Genomic DNA, 15282 nt, shown 5'->3' with positions numbered 1-15282 from the left:
CCATAATGAACTGGCCTTCAATTCAGTTACATCGTGCATTAAAGCCGATTTTCGTTCTGCGAAAGTTGAGTTACTTAACTATGTCAATACAGACCTTATCCTGGTGGCCGTCCCTCTCAAGTAATACCTTGGTCTCAACTAAAAATTGACCCAAATGACTGGGGCAACAAGTAAAGGTAGGTAAGTTCAATGATAAAGATACTGAGCTATTCTCTCGATGAGCCAATTCATATTAATGCTGAGACATTAGAGTACGCCCAATTGGATGGATTCAACTTTCATAGGGCAATTCTCAACGAGCATTCTTTAACTGGTGCTAGTCTTTATAAAGCAGATCTACGGAATGCTGAACTAATTCGAGCAAATCTTAGCAAAGCGAATCTAACTGAATCATCATTAGTGATGTGTAATATGAGTAATGCTCTTTTTAAAGAAGCAATCTTAGTTAGGACCAGATGTAACTTTGCCAGTTTTATCAATGCTAACCTGAGTAAGGCCGATCTAACTAATGCCGTTGTAAGCAATGCTAATTTTGAAGGTGCAATCTTATTAGGAACTGTTATGAATTGTATGGGCTTAGAACAAGCAAGTCTAAAAGGCGCTGTGTATAACAATTCAACCATTTGGCCTCAGAACTTTGACCCTCAATTATTGGGTGCATTATTGCAACAAAACTAGGACAACATTAATCTTAGCTCTGTAGAAATATCCGTTGGCGAATAGGTATTGAACGGCTGTTATTGTCACAGCATGAGTTCTATGGTGCTACAAGATGTTAAGACAGTATTTTTAGATTTTTAAGGTGTGAAAAGATGTACAAGGCATGCTCTATCATTCCATAGCTCAACACGAGAACGCTTGAACTGGAATTTCGGAGTATAAGGAGTCCCGCATAGCGATGTCCACTGGTGGAGTACAAAGCCAAAGCGAAGGCGTGGGAGTCCCCCTTGACGATTCGGGGCTGTCGAAGCATCAATGCTCGTTTCATTGTCTCCAGCACAAAGCCAATCTCCAGCGTTTGATTGAGCTGCCAGTCGATGATGTAGCGCGAATACCAGTCGATGACGGCAAACAGATACATTCACCCATGGGCATCCGGATGTAGGTAATGTCAACCGACCACGCCTGACCCGGTTCCGTGATATTTAGGCAGGTGGTCCATTAAATTTAGACGAAATTATAAAAATTTTTAAAGACTGGGCAACGACTTAGATAAATCATTGGATAACCACAACCCGACTAACCATCGTGTTGTGGTTTCTTCACCGGAAGAAGCTCGAAAATTCAAGAATTAGGAGGGACGCTGCAGTTTCTCGTGATGAACTTGGAGCGCAGGCTCCGCGTTCTTTTTTCCTTATTTTCGCCATCTTCTCGCGCCTTCGCCTGGCTCTGCATTTCGCGTGAAAAATCGTTCAGCAATCCCTAAACGACGGAGGATTTGAAATGTTGAGTAAATGTACACGACTACCAGTGTTACTATTCGTATTAATCATTACCTTAATCTCATTCTCACCAAGTACAAACGCGGAGATGCAAAATAATGATTTCAAGAGTCGAACGTGGTCGGTAGACGAACTGGGTCATTCTATAGGTCGACTAGATGATGATGGATGGTCGGCAAATATGGGTCAAGACACATCAGGATTTCTGAGCTATGGTCCGTATGTTACCAGTCTGAGTCATGGAACATGGTCTGTGACGNAGGTCGACTAGATGATGATGGATGGTCGGCAAATATGGGTCAAGACACATCAGGATTTCTGAGCTATGGTCCGTATGTTACCAGTCTGAGTCATGGAACATGGTCTGTGACGTGGCCAATGATGATTGATAATAACACGGCGAACGATGAGAACGTGATTCGAGTGGATGTGGTCGATGCGGACAGCGGAGAAGTGCTGGCAGTTCGGAATATTACCCGAAAGCAGTTCGTTCAAGCTGAAAAGTATCAAGATTTCAATATGCAATTTGATATCCTAAGCCCGTCTCATCGGTTGGAGTTCAGAGTGTATTGGTATGGAAATGCATATGTTAAATTAAAACATGTGTCAGTTCAACATGTTTCTGCCATAGTCGAGAGTAAGGCTTGGGGAGCGGAGGTACTTCACCATAACATAGGCAGAAGTGATAATGGCGGTTGGTCGGCTACGCCGGGACTGGATCAAGCGGGACACCTAAGCTTCGGGCCGTATGAATCGGGTCTGGGACCAGGCAAATGGCGAGCGGAATGGTCGCTTCTCGTCGACAATTTAACGATGGATAACAATAAAGTTGCTACTCTTGAAGTAACGGATGCAGATGCAGGTCATCGAATAATCACATCCAGAGATATAATGAGACATGAGTTTGGTTATGCGAATCAGCTTCAGAAGTTTAGTGTGGATTTCATGAATAGCAACCCTGGGCATCGCTTGGAGTTTAGAGTGTTCTGGTATGGGACTGCCTATACCAAGCTCACTACTACCTCAGTGTACGCGCTACAGACGCTCGATAAGCAAAAAATGTGGTCGGTAGCCGAACTGGGTCATTCTATAGGTCGACTAGATGGTGATGGATGGTCGGTAAATACAGGTCAAGACATATCAGGATTTCTGAGCTATGGTCCTTATGTCACCAATCTGAGTCCTGGGACATGGTCTGTGACATGGCCAATGATGATTGATAATAACACGGCGAACGATGAGAACGTGATTCGAGTGGATGTGGTCGATGCGGACAGAGAAGAAGTGCTGGCAGTTCGGAATATTACCCGAAAGCAGTTCGTTCAAGCTGCACAGTATCAAGATTTCAATATGCAATTTGATATCCTAAGCCCATCTCATCGATTGGAGTTTAGAGTGTATTGGTACGGAAATGCATATGTGAAGCTGAAACATGTGTCAGTTCAAAATGTTTTAGCCATAGTGGAGAGTAAGACCTGGGGAGTGGAGGCACTCCACCATAACATAGGCAGAAGTGATAGTGGCGGTTGGTCGGCTACGCCGGGACTGGCTCAAGCGGGACACTTAAGCTTCGGGCCGTATGAATCCGGACTGGGACCAGGCAAATGGCGAGCGGAATGGTCGCTTCTCATCGACAATTTAACGATGGATAACAATAAAGTTGCTACTCTTGAAGTCACGGATGCAGATGCAGGCCATCGAATAATCGCATCCAGAGATATAATGAGACATGAGTTTGGTTATGCGAATCAGCTTCAAAAGTTTAGTGTGGATTTTATGAATAGCAACCCTGGGCATCGGTTGGAGTTTAGAGTGTTCTGGTATGGAACAGCATATATGAAGCTACATAGTATAGCAACATTTAATTCGAGCTCTTTAGAGTTTGCCTACTCGTATAATGCTAATAACATTCTCCAAACTATTGTTACATCTGATGGAAAATGGTATATGATTGAACATGATAAGAATGGTAATTTAATAAGGAGAAGGCTCATAAAGTAGGGCTTGTGAAACGGGTACAAAACAAAGCTCTTATTCTTCCGTTACCTTTTTCGGTTTGCCTTCCGTGCAATTCATTCTGGCATGTAAGCAATCTGAGTGTCAGCAGCAGTTCATCTTTGGCCGCTTTTACCCGTTGTCGTATAAATGAAGGTGCAGTTGTCATTCCGCGCTGATGAAGTTTTCTTGGCAGGGGCGCTCCTGCGTGTAGTTCCATTTGATCGAAACGCAAACGCCGAACAAATCGTAGGTACCCGATGGCTTGCACAACTGCTTTCACTTCATCTTCGCTAAGTAACGTTTGCACGAAGTTTGTAAATGGGGTAATCTTGTTTATGAGAGGTCTCCTTTTTCGAATCGTTGGTGTGGTAACTACCGATTCTACTAAAGGTATGGCCTCTTTTCAAATTTCATTTCCTGTTACTGGATAATCAACACGCCTGCTTCTTTACGTAAGTTTTTGCTTAGTAAGCGATGGATATTACCGAAGTCGAGGACTTCTTTGAGTATTATATGATTTTTTATCGGGCCCGCCTTCCGCTGCCGGCCAGCAGGGAGCTTCAAGCGCTGCTGGAGCGGCAGCTCCCTTTTCACGTGCAATATGCTGTTGCTCCCCACTATCCGATTGTTTTTTACACGTATGTGACCAGTCTTGATCAGTTCTGGAAGCAAGCCGATCCCCTCTCCAAATTCCAGGTCAAAACGTTATTTTATCAATTTGTTCACGAGCTGCTGCGGCAGCTGGAGGCACAGGGAACTTCATTGATCAAGCCTGATCTGGTGGCGCAAGCCGTCCGTTATTTGCATGAGCACTATGCAGAGCCGTTTACGGTGGATGCATTGGCGGAGCTGCTGGATTGCAGTGCGAGGCACTTATCCCGAAAATTTAAAAAAGAGACGGGCAGCAGTCTCATTGAATATTTGACGCGCGTTCGCATCCATAAAGCAAGGGAGCTCCTGCTGCATACCGATGCATCACTGCAAACGATTGCGGAAAGCGTGGGTGTTCCGGACGCGGTGTACTTCAATCGTATGTTTAAGAAGCATGCGGGCGTATCGCCTGGACGCTTCAAAGCAAACTACGCTCATTCGCCGTACGATCGGTATAATGCTAGGGACAGATCAGAATTCTCCATTGTCAGGCGTACATTTCGTCGTTATATTGGTATTCATGATAATGATTATCAATATAAATCAAAAGGGGATTTACGCATACCTATGAACCCGAAGCAGACCATCACGTTATTTCTTATGCTCAGTCTTACACTGTTGATTTCTGCATGCTCCGGCGCAGCAAACCCGACAGCTGCCAATCGAAATGGACAAGACAGCCATGCAGCCCAGCAGGCAAATCGTGGACAAGCAGGCCAGCAATCGTCCGGACCGGATAAAGTCATTAAGCATGCATGGGGAGAAACGACGATTAAAGGAGAGCCCCAAACGATTATTTCATTGTTTCCAGCCGCTACCGACTATTTGCTGTCGCTTGGAATCGTGCCAAAGGCGGCGTCAAGCAACGGAGAAGGCAGCGATTAATTTTCAACCTATCTGGCTGATCGTCTGCAAGGACAGAAAAATTTAGGATGGCAGGTGGAACCAAATTTTGAAAGCATTTTAGCTTTGGAGCCTGACCTGATTATTGGTCAAGATTTTATGGGGAATTCTTTTGCCAGCTTAACGAAAATCGCCCCTACGCTGTTCATTCAATTTCGGTTCAAGTCATAATTCATCCCGCCTGCCCATAAATTGGAGCGAAGCCCTATGCTGACTGAACTCGGGCTAAGGGAGGCGGCCTTCATGCAGACAGCCAACATGTACGCTAAAAGTGTCGATCAGAGCACTTATGAAACCTTCCGGGCACTAGTCGCAGCGATCATCCCGACTACGCCGGCCTTCGCCGCGTTTGGGCCCGGGCAAGTGATCGGAGCCGTCGGGCTGCACGTGCATGAGTACATGATCTGGGAGCTCGATCATACGTTAGCGCTGATGTTCGGGATCAGTCTGACTGTTTTCCCGTTGTCCAGGCCGACCGCTTATTTGCTGAATGCGGGGGCCGTTCAGTTCGTCGCTGCGGGCGGAGCGCAGTATGCGCCGAATGGCTCGATCTGGGCAGTCAGTCCGTTCTCCGCACTTCACCCGGATGACCGGATTCGGGTGCTGGCTATGCTGGAGCAGCTTCAACTGGATCTCGGCGTCCTGCTGCCTCCCTATAAGGATGACGGCGGACTGGTGCGGTTTATCGTCGATTATTTGAACCGGGGGACGATGTTTGGCAACTACTCGGAATGGCCGGCATACGGGACGACCCGGCTCGATACGCCGACCCGGCGAAGGCTGGAATATTTTCCAGTCGGATGGCGGCAGGCTGAATATCCGGGCGTGTCCTCCGGCTACCGTGCGTTTCGCGGCTTTGAGCTGTTTATCGTAAGGCAGGCAGGGGGGTACGCCATTGTATGATGCAGACGTCATTGTCATCGGCTCCGGCGGGGGCGGTGCGGTAGCGGCCAAGGAGCTTGCGGAGAAAGGGCTGAAGGTGCTTGTGCTGGAGGCCGGACCGTTCTACGGAAACAAGAAGTGGCCGGACCCGAACAGCGCCCGGGGCGGCGAATGGAGCTCCAGCTTTCATGATCTCGATGTAGATATTTACAAGCAAATTTACAATCGGTACGAAAACAATATGAACGATGTGGTGTCGGGAGCCTTCCGGTTCGGACCGGCGGACCGGCGGCGAGCGCCGTGGCACCGGATTATGCGTCAGAAGGGCGATATTTGGCAGCTGTCCGGAGTCGGAGGCACGACGCAGCATTATTGGACGCAGTCGCCACGGGCATTCCCGAGCGCCGTCGATGGTGTATGGCCAATCAGCTATGCGGAGCTTGTTCCTTATTATGAGAAGGTTGAAGCGATCTTGCCCGTTAACTTTTCTCCCACGACGCCTAAGGAGGAGCTGTTTTACTACGGGGTGAAAAAAATGGGCTGGAGCCTCAATCGGACGCTTGACGTCGTAAGCCCCGGCTACCGTCCGAATCCGAATGCCATCTTGCCGCCCAATGAGCACCTGATGGACCCTAATTATTCCATTGAGCAGCTGAACAAGATGGAAGGGTGCAATTTGCAAGGCCACTGCGTAAACGGATGCACAGCCGGACCGTCGGTTGACCGAATTGCCAAACGGGGGACACTTGTCAGCTATGTTCCGCTTGCGCTGAAGACGGGAAACGTTTCGATTCGGCCCAATTCCTTTACGATTAAAATATTGACGGATCATGATCCGCAGGGCGGGCTCCGTGCGACTGGCGTACGGTTCCGCGACACCTGGACCGGCGAAATTGGCGAGCTGACCGCAAAAGCGGTCGTGCTGGCAGCCGGCTGCATCGAATCGCCGCGCTTGTGGCTGAACTCGGAGCTGCCGTACAACGGCTGGGTCGGCCGGGGACTGACCAATCATTGCTTTGATTGGGTCGGCGGTGTATTTGACGAGAAGGATTTGATGAGCATAATGGGGCTTCCGTCCGTATATCCGTACATGGGCCATACGTCCGGAGCCAGGGTTGATATTCCGGGCACGGGAATTTTTCAAGTGTCCTGTCTTAGCCCGGGGCTGATGTCCTTCCTGACGTATGGGTTCAGCGAAGCTGGCTACGATGCGTTGCGACCGCGGGAGCCGGGGGCTCCGTGGGATCTACGCGGGCGGGTGGTCGGTCCGGAGCTGAAGGAATTGATGATGAATTACAGCCGGACGATGACCTATTTGCTGCTGACCGACGACGAGACGCTGTACCACAACCGGGTCGAGGTTGATCCGGTGCTGAAGGATGAACATGGCCCGATCCCGATCGTTCATTACACCCCGAGCGCCAAAACGCTGCAAAGGCGGGATCGGCTCGCCCGATACGCTTGCGAGTCACTCAAGGCGGCTGGCGCCAAAAAAATCATTCGTTCCGATACGCCCTTCGCCTTTCAGCTTCACCTGGAAAGCACGATGCGGATGGGATTTGTCGTGGATACGAACTGCGAAGCCTACCAGGTTAAACGGCTGTTTATCGCCGACAACAGCGTCCACTTCAACGGACTCGGCGGCCCAAATCCGACGCTGACGACCCAGGCGCTCGCCACGCGGACAGCGGAGAAGCTCGCAGACAAATATTTTAACTAAATGAGACATGCCTGATCCGGGCCAATCCTGATCATAGGGCCGCCTCCGCAAGACAGAGAGCCATCAAAAGCTTTCGCCTTCTGAGCGACGATTCATACTGCAGGTCAAGGCCGTCCCTCTCCGGGGCGGGCTCTTTTCATAGCGTCGACGGCTGAAAAATAATTTCAGGGGGACCTGATGAATGATGACATAATGCTGTCATATTTAGATGTGCTACTGTTGGTTAGGATAGGCGACAAGCTTGCGGAAAGCGGATTTCGTGCAGGTTATAAATGAAATATGGCGGGGAGCAGGAGACACTTATGTACGAATACAAGGGTCAAGCCTATGAGAAGGTCAGCTTTGACGGCAAAGATTTACGGTACGGCGAGCTGATTAAATGTACGTTCGTAAAATGCACCTTTGAACATGCTTCCCTGGAGGAGGCGGCAACAAGCGGCTGCCGATTCATGGAATGCAGCTTCCGGGGGACGGCATTGAACGGTTCTGTACATACGGAGACCGCGTTTGAAAATTGCAGCTTTGTTGGGGCAAATTTGTTTGTTGCGAAGTTTACGTCCTGCAAAATGACGGGCTCCGACTTGTCTGGCGCCCAGACGGACGGGATTACAATAGCCGGGGGAGACTGGTCGTATACGAACCTGCGGCAAGCCCGATTTAACAAGCAGGATTTTAGGCATGTGCGGTTTATGGAGGCAGATTTTACGGAGGCTCAGCTGGAAAAAGCCGATTTAAGACAGGCGGACTTGACCCGGGCATCGCTTGGGAAGGCCAGATTGCAAGGGGCCGACCTGCGGGGAGCCATCCTTGATGGTGTGGACCTGAAACAGCTTGACCTGAAAGGTGTGCGTATGGACAGCTCACAGGCTGTCGCTTTTATGAAATCCTTTGGCGTGAAGGTAGACTGATCGTCTCCGGCCGCCGCATTGACACGCTGTCGCGAATAGGATACGATTAGACCAAGTTAAAAGTTGTGGTGGAGACCTTGGAGAGTCACAGCAGCTGCGTACCCCGCCGGGGGCGCCCTGTTTGTGACTCTTTTTTGCTGCCCAACCTAACGTAGGCGTGAAGGCTGTCCTGCCGGGGCTGTTTATAACCGGGGATCAGGGAGCCGCAATCAATCTGAATGTAGAGGAGACTTCAACCATGAGGAAAGAAATCACGTTTCAGACAAATGACAGCGTTACCATTTATGCGGACAAGCAAGAGCCGGCAGCCGGCGCTGAGCTAAAAGGGATTGTGCTTATCGTACACGGAATTTTGGAGCATGCCGGAAGGTACGCGAGATTCGCGGCGGAATTGGCCTCGCACGGTTACGTTTCCTACACGCCGGATCAGCGGGGACATGGACGGACGCGGACCACGCCTGGTATTACGACGCTTAAAGCGGATGAATTTAACCGCATGGCGACGGACCTGCATCAGCTGCATCAACTCGCCGCAGCGGAATACGGCAACGTTCCCGTGTACATATTTGCCCACAGCATGGGCACCATTGTGACCCGGACGTATTTGCAGCAATACGGCGGCGGGGAGTTGAGCGGGGTTGTGTTGTGCGGTCCTGCGCATATTCAGGGCGTGCTGGACGCTGCAACCACGTTGTCTCAGGCGGCGATTCGCGAGCATGGGTATGACCATGTAGATCCAGCTCTGCTTGACAGCGTATTTGGCGCGATGAATGCCAGCTTCCAACCGGCTCGCACCCCGGCGGACTGGATTACGAGGGATGAAGCTGAGGTAGATAAATATTTGGCCGATCCTTATGTACAGGCGCCGGTCACAGCCGGGTTCCTCTATGAAATGGTCAAAGACTACAAGCTTATCTATGAGGAAGCCGAGGTGCGAAACATAGCGCCAACGTTGCCTTTTCTGATTATTACCGGCGACCAGGACCCGGCGACTGAATTTTCGCAAGGCGCGATTTCAATTATGAATTTATTCAAGGAAGCCGGGATTCAGGATGTCAAATTAATCATTTATCCGCAGGCGCGGCACGAGCTGCTGAACGAGCTTAATCGCGAGGAAGCGACCTCCGATGTCATAGGCTGGCTGAGCAAGCATAAGTAACTGCCTTTGGCGAATAGGCGGCGGAGCGTGTGAACCTGCAGTACAAAACGCTTGCCATGAAAACAGGACGCTGACCTTGAACGAGATGATCAAGGCTGGCGTCCTGTTTGAGCAGCGGAGCGGAATGGCTTAACCCTTTACAGAGCCGACCAGCGCGCCCTTGGCAAAATATTTCTGAATAAACGGATAGACGAGCAAAATCGGGATCGTCGAAACGACGATGACGGCCATCTTGATCGTTTGCTCCGGCGGCTTGACGAAGTCCGCGTCGGTGTTGGCCGCGATGCCGCTTGCAGCGATAACGATCTGCCGCAACAGAATTTGTACCGGCCACTTGTTGGCGTCGTTGATGAACATAATGGCGTTGAAGTAGGAGTTCCAGTACGTAACGGCATAAAACAAGCCGATCGTCGCAATCGAAGGCAAGGACAGAGGCAACACGATTCGGGCGAAAATGCCGAAGTCGCCGCAGCCATCCAGCTTGGCCGATTCCTCCAGGCCGTCCGGAAGACCTTGGAAAAAGCTGCGCAAAATGATCAGGTTGAACGCGCTGATGGCGGACGGAATGATCATGGCGAACACGCTGTCAATCATACCCAGGCTTTTGACCACCAGGAAGGAAGGGATCAAGCCGCCGTGGAACAGCATGGTGAATACGATAAGCAGGTTGATGAATTTGCGTCCGTCCAAATCTCTGCGCGTCAGGCCATAAGCCATAAACGAGGTCAGAACCATACTGATCAGCGTTCCCACGACGGTAACGAAGATGGACACGCCCAGCGACTTGAAAATCGTTGGCGTGGACAAAATATACCGGTATGCGCTCAGCGTATATTCGGTTGGAATCAATACAAAGGGCTTGCGGGCCATCTCCTCCACCGTGGTCAGCGATCCGGCCAATACGTGCAGGAGCGGGAGAACGGTGATAAGCCCGATGAGGGCCAGCAACAAATAGTTCGCGACATCGAACAATCGGCTTCCCCATCTTTTATCTTGCTGCATGCTGCTTCCTCCTTCAAGTTTCAGAACGAGCTTAGTAGACGCCCTCTTCGCCAAATTTTTTCGCCAGCCAGTTGGAGCCCATGACCAGAATAAAGCTGACGACCGATTTAAATAAGCCGACCGCGGTACTGAAGCTGTATTGTCCTTGCTTCAACCCGGCCGTGTACACGTAGGTATCCAAAATTTCCGCTACATTTTTATTCATGGAGTTGAGCAGCAGGAAAATATGTTCAAAGCTTGTATCCAGCACGCTGCCGACCTTGAGAATCAGCATGACGATAATGACGGTGCGAATGCCGGGAAGCGTAATATGCCAAATTTGACGAAAGCGTCCAGCTCCGTCCATCCGGGCCGCCTCATACAGACCGGGGTCGATGGCGGACATGGCAGCCAGATAGACAATGGTACCCCATCCGGCTTCTCTCCAGATGACCTGAAGGACATACATCGGATAAAACCAGCCTGAACTCATCAGGAAGTTGATCGGCTGAAATCCGAAGAAAGCAAGCATTTCATTGATAATACCGCCATCCATTGTAAACATGACGAATGAAATAGAGACGATGATAACCCAGGATAAAAAGTGCGGAATGTAGACGAGCGTTTGAATCGACCGCTTAAACAACGAATGGGATACTTCGTTCAGCATGACAGCAAGAAGAATCGGAACAGGGAAAAAGAAGGTCAGGTTGACCACAAACACTAGCAGCGTATTTTTAAGAATCGTCCAAAACTCCGGCTCGGTGAACAAGCGGTTAAAATGCTTGAGCCCTACCCATTCGCTGCCCAGAATGCCCTTGTAGGGAAGATAGTCCTGAAACGAGATCACGAGCCCGAGCATCGGAATATATTTAAAAATAATGAAGTACAGAAGCCCTGGTAAAATCATGAAGTACATCACTTTGTTGCGAAGCATTCTTCGCCAAATTTTGTCGCCGGATTCTCTATATCTCACCGACCCTGCTTCGGCAGTTGTATTTTGCATAACAGCGTCTCCTTCTCCTGGTTAGTCTTTGTAAAGAGGAGGGGGACGAAAGAGCTTGTCTCCCTCCTGACGGTGCTTGCGATTATTTTTTGGAGCTGGCGTAGGAGGCGTTGTATTCGTCGATAATTTTTTGACCGCCGTCCTTCAGCCATTTGTCGATGGCTGCCTTGAAGCCGGCTTCGTCGATTTTACCAATAATAAATTGGTACGTAGCGTCCTTCATTTGCTCCTGCAGCCGTGTGCCGCGCTCGGTTTGGGTAGCGGACTCCAGCGCTGCGGTCGGGTCGCTGATCATAAACTTGGCCGCTTCGTTGGACAGCTTGTTGGCTTTCTCCAGCGAGGCCGAAGCATATTTCTGTGGAGAAACGTTTGTCGTTTCGGCCAGGGCCATGTTCAGGTATGGACGAACTTCTTTTTCAACAAGCTTGATGTCCGTGCTGCTGACAATTTTGCCTTCGCTGTCAACCGTGTAATGCCCTTGATCCTTGATACCGAACTTCAAGGCGTCAGCAACTTCCTTGTCGAAAAATTTATCGAACACGGAGAGAATCGCTTTCAGCTCAGCTTCTGATTTAATGGAGGATTTCGGGAACAGCATCAGCGTGCCGTAGCCGTTCGTTCCCCAAGTGACAGGCTTGCCGTCAGCGCCCTTCAAGTCGTTGGACACATCATATTGCGCGTTAGGCACATTTGGCGTTGTTTTGTCCTGCATATTTTTCACGTCGCCCATCGTGCCGATGTAAACGCCGGAGCGTCCGGTATACATCAGGTTTTGCTGGTCGGTTTTGCTCGTTACCGGGAAATCCTGGTTGATCAGTCCTTCGCCATGCAGTTTTTTGTAAAACTTCAAGGTGTCCATATACCCTTTGCTCATGAAATCCGGCGTCAGCTTGCCGTCCGTGAGTCCCCAGCCGTTCGGGGTACCGAACAAGGTGGCGACCGTTTTGAAGGAGCCGTACACCAGATCGTTGCGATCGGCGAGCGGAATCGTTTTGCCGTTGCCAGCCAAGTCCGCTTCCTTGAATTTCTTCAGTACCGTATAAAGCTCATCGGTCGTTGTTGGCATGCTTGCGCCAACCTTTTCCAGCCAATCCTTACGAATAACCAGACCCGAGCGCGCAGGCTGTCTCTCCTGATACAGCGAGTAGATTTTGCCGTTTACCTTCGTGTTTTCCAAAATTTTGGCATCCAGCTTACCCAGGTTCGGGTAATCCTTGAGGTAAGGGCCGATTTCCCAGAACTGGTTGTTTTTGATTGCATCCCGCATGAGTGCGAAGGAAGCGGAGTTTTTCAGAAATACGGCTTGCGCTAACGTGCCGGTAGCGAAGGCTGCCTGGAATTTCTCGTCATACGAGCCGTCGGGTACCCATTGGATGTCGATTTGCGAATTTGTTTTTTCTTCAATATATTTTTCCAGCTTGTCCGAAGGCACTTCCGGCGTTTGCAGGTTGACCATCATGCTGAACTTGACGGGGCCTGAAGACGGGTTCGAGGAGCCCTCTGCTCCGTTATTGGTGTCTTTGTTATTTCCACAAGCTGCGAGCATGCTGCCCGCTACGGCGACCGTTGCAACCGTCGCTACCCATTGGCGTGTTTTTTTTGCCATCTGAATTCTAACCTCCATTAATTGGATCTGTGTTTGTTCGCTCTTTCGCTTGCTGCTCTCAGTAGTATGCTTTCGTAGTCTTCCGTGTCATCCCAACAGCTCTGAGCTCTGACATGCCTTACTATACGGAGTAAGCCGTGTTTTGAATATAATCCTTGCCCCATACGGCACAGTCATTCAGCGCTTTCGGACCGGATTTTCCTTGCCGCAGCCCGCAATCTGGGCTAATGATTATGTCTGTTATGCGATCTGTGCGGCATTTGTGCCGGTGCTCGGGGACAAATGTTGGCTCGTAAAACCGCTATGCGTCCCGCTGCTCTCCGAATGACGGCTGCCCGTTCATGGAAAAAGGCCTCCCGCCTGAATGCAGCTGTACACGGCTCAACCACAAGGGTCGGTTCGTGCAAGCTGGCATCCGGGGGAGGCCTGTTAGGAGCTTTGTTATGAGGCGTTTAGCCAAGAGAGAGGGGAGCTTAGCGCTTGCTCCAACTCCTGAATGACGGCGCTGCCGCCTTTTTCCTTCCACTTGTTTAGTTCTTCCTGGAAGCTTGCTTCGTCAATCTGGCCGAGAATGAAATTATAGGTGGCATTGGTGATGATATGGTCCAGCTCTACATTCCGGGCGTCGTAAGTCGGCGAGGAAATCCCCAGAACCGGATTGTGAATCAGCATGCTCGCATTGTCTGCAATCAACAGGTTCACCCTCTGCAGCATCGGGTCGATATCCGTCAGATTGCGCTCGTACAGATGCGGATTGGAAACACTGTTGAGCAGCAGGGAGGTGAGCGGGGGCACCTCGGCATTGGCCAGCGCATGCATCGCTTGATCCGCATAGTTCACCTTGCCGTCCTTCAGCACATAATGCTTATTTTCAATGCCATACATCAGCAGGTTGGAAATGTCCCCGTCCAGCGTCCGGTTAAAGAAAGCGAGCGCCTGCTTCAGCTCGTCCTCCGTCTTCAAGTTCTGCTTGGAGAAAAAAAACATCCCGCCGTTGCCCGAATCCGACCAAATGCCATAGTTTCCGGGACCCTTAATCCGGTTCAGCACGACAAACTCGGCTGACGGATTTACTTTCCTCGTGTCCTCCAGCAGCCGCGGCGCATCCGCCAGACTGCCGATATATACGCCGGCCTTGCCGGTAATCAGCCGATACCGCTGCACGGCTTTGCTGGTTACGGGAAAGTCTTTGTTTACCAGCTGTTCCTGATACAGCTTTTTCATAAACCTCATGGTATTCATATAGGGCTCTGTAGCAGCCTCGGGGGTCAGCTTGCCATTCGTCAGCGCCCACCCGTTCGGCGTACCGAAGTAGGAGCTTAACGTCTTGAAGGCGCCGTAGTACAGATCGTTGCGTTCGGTAAGTCCTGTTGTATCCGCCTTGCCGTTGCCGTCCGGGTCCCGTTCTGTAAACGCCTTTAGCACCGTATAAAGCTCGTCCAGCGTGCCCGGCTCCTTCAGTCCGAGGTTGTTCAGCCAATCCTTGCGGATCATAACCCCTTGCCGGGATTCGGGACGCTCGTTGAATAACCCGTACACATTGTCGTCGATCGTCATCAGCTTGGCGGAAGTTTCCTTGAGCGCCTTGAGATTTGAATAATGATCGAGATAGGGGCCGATATTCCAGAACATGTCCGACCGGATCGCGTTTTTGATCACGACCAAATCCGACGGCTTCACAAAAATAGCCTGAAAGTTATCCTTGCTCTCCAGCAAGCTCATCATTTTATTCGAATAGATTTCATCGGAAACCCAGTTGATATCCAGGGTCACGTTTGTTTTATCCTCAAGCTCCTGCATCAGCTTGTCCGGCGGCGCAGTCGGCTGATGAAGCGGCAGCATGATGCTGAGCGTAGGCCGGGACATCCCTGCGGGCATCTCCGCCGATTCCGGCTCCTGGCCCCGGGTGATCCAAATTGCCGCAGCCAGGACGACGGCCACAAGCAGGGCCATAGCAGGGAGCAAAATAAGTTTTCTTGACTTATTGATCATAGGATGAGGTTCTCCCTTCCTAGCAGAGTTGCTA

At 50.5% G+C, this 15282-nt stretch carries 13 protein-coding genes; 8 read left to right on the top strand and 5 right to left on the bottom strand.

Annotated features, from left to right (window positions below; translation table 11 throughout):
- Positions 1 to 189: 189 nt before the first annotated feature.
- Entirely contained in the window at positions 190 to 678 is a 489-nt protein-coding gene (locus AC6ROY_RS24050; protein WP_500103099.1) for a pentapeptide repeat-containing protein, read from the top strand.
- Between the two features lie 97 nt (positions 679 to 775).
- Here the strand turns inward: AC6ROY_RS24050 and AC6ROY_RS24045 are convergent, their stop codons facing one another.
- Positions 776 to 1081, bottom strand: a complete 306-nt coding sequence (locus AC6ROY_RS24045; protein WP_500103098.1) for a hypothetical protein — start codon at positions 1079 to 1081, stop codon at positions 776 to 778.
- 655 nt (positions 1082 to 1736) lie between these two features.
- Here AC6ROY_RS24045 and AC6ROY_RS24040 point away from each other — a divergent pair.
- From AC6ROY_RS24040 to AC6ROY_RS24010, 7 genes are all read left to right on the top strand, one after another.
- The gene (locus AC6ROY_RS24040; protein WP_500103097.1) at positions 1737 to 3443 is read left to right on the top strand and encodes a hypothetical protein; all 1707 of its coding nucleotides are present in this window, start codon (positions 1737 to 1739) and stop codon (positions 3441 to 3443) included.
- 759 nt (positions 3444 to 4202) lie between these two features.
- Complete coding sequence (locus tag AC6ROY_RS24035) at positions 4203 to 4976, top strand: helix-turn-helix domain-containing protein (RefSeq protein WP_500103096.1); 774 nt, start codon at positions 4203 to 4205, stop codon at positions 4974 to 4976.
- Between the two features lie 54 nt (positions 4977 to 5030).
- Positions 5031 to 5165 carry an ABC transporter substrate-binding protein gene (locus AC6ROY_RS24030; RefSeq protein ID WP_500103095.1) on the top strand — a complete coding sequence of 45 codons (135 nt, stop codon included), beginning with the start codon at positions 5031 to 5033 and terminating at the stop codon, positions 5163 to 5165.
- 72 nt (positions 5166 to 5237) lie between these two features.
- Positions 5238 to 5897, top strand: a complete 660-nt coding sequence (locus AC6ROY_RS24025) for a hypothetical protein (protein ID WP_500103094.1) — start codon at positions 5238 to 5240, stop codon at positions 5895 to 5897.
- Positions 5890 to 7596 carry a GMC family oxidoreductase N-terminal domain-containing protein gene (locus AC6ROY_RS24020; protein ID WP_500103093.1) on the top strand — a complete coding sequence of 569 codons (1707 nt, stop codon included), beginning with the start codon at positions 5890 to 5892 and terminating at the stop codon, positions 7594 to 7596. Before AC6ROY_RS24025 ends, AC6ROY_RS24020 begins: the two co-directional genes overlap by 8 nt.
- A 302-nt stretch (positions 7597 to 7898) precedes the next feature.
- Positions 7899 to 8504, top strand: coding sequence for a pentapeptide repeat-containing protein (locus tag AC6ROY_RS24015; protein WP_500103092.1), 606 nt, complete (start codon positions 7899 to 7901; stop codon positions 8502 to 8504).
- 238 nt (positions 8505 to 8742) lie between these two features.
- Positions 8743 to 9663, top strand: coding sequence for an alpha/beta fold hydrolase (locus tag AC6ROY_RS24010; RefSeq protein WP_500103091.1), 921 nt, complete (start codon positions 8743 to 8745; stop codon positions 9661 to 9663).
- A gap of 129 nt (positions 9664 to 9792) precedes the next feature.
- Here the strand turns inward: AC6ROY_RS24010 and AC6ROY_RS24005 are convergent, their stop codons facing one another.
- The 4 genes from AC6ROY_RS24005 to AC6ROY_RS23990 form a co-directional block, all read right to left on the bottom strand.
- Complete coding sequence (locus tag AC6ROY_RS24005) at positions 9793 to 10665, bottom strand: carbohydrate ABC transporter permease (RefSeq protein ID WP_500103090.1); 873 nt, start codon at positions 10663 to 10665, stop codon at positions 9793 to 9795.
- A 31-nt stretch (positions 10666 to 10696) separates the two neighbouring features.
- Entirely contained in the window at positions 10697 to 11650 is a 954-nt protein-coding gene (locus tag AC6ROY_RS24000; protein ID WP_500103089.1) for an ABC transporter permease, read from the bottom strand.
- Positions 11651 to 11732: 82 nt separating this feature from the next.
- The gene (locus AC6ROY_RS23995) at positions 11733 to 13256 is read right to left on the bottom strand and encodes an extracellular solute-binding protein (protein ID WP_500103088.1); all 1524 of its coding nucleotides are present in this window, start codon (positions 13254 to 13256) and stop codon (positions 11733 to 11735) included.
- A gap of 441 nt (positions 13257 to 13697) precedes the next feature.
- Positions 13698 to 15248 (bottom strand): type 2 periplasmic-binding domain-containing protein, encoded by a 1551-nt coding sequence (locus AC6ROY_RS23990; RefSeq protein WP_500103087.1) that lies wholly within the window; start codon positions 15246 to 15248, stop codon positions 13698 to 13700.
- Positions 15249 to 15282: the final 34 nt, after the last annotated feature.

This window comes from Paenibacillus sp. sg306046, assembly GCF_059821225.1.
This window is presented reverse-complemented; position numbering and strand designations above follow the sequence as displayed.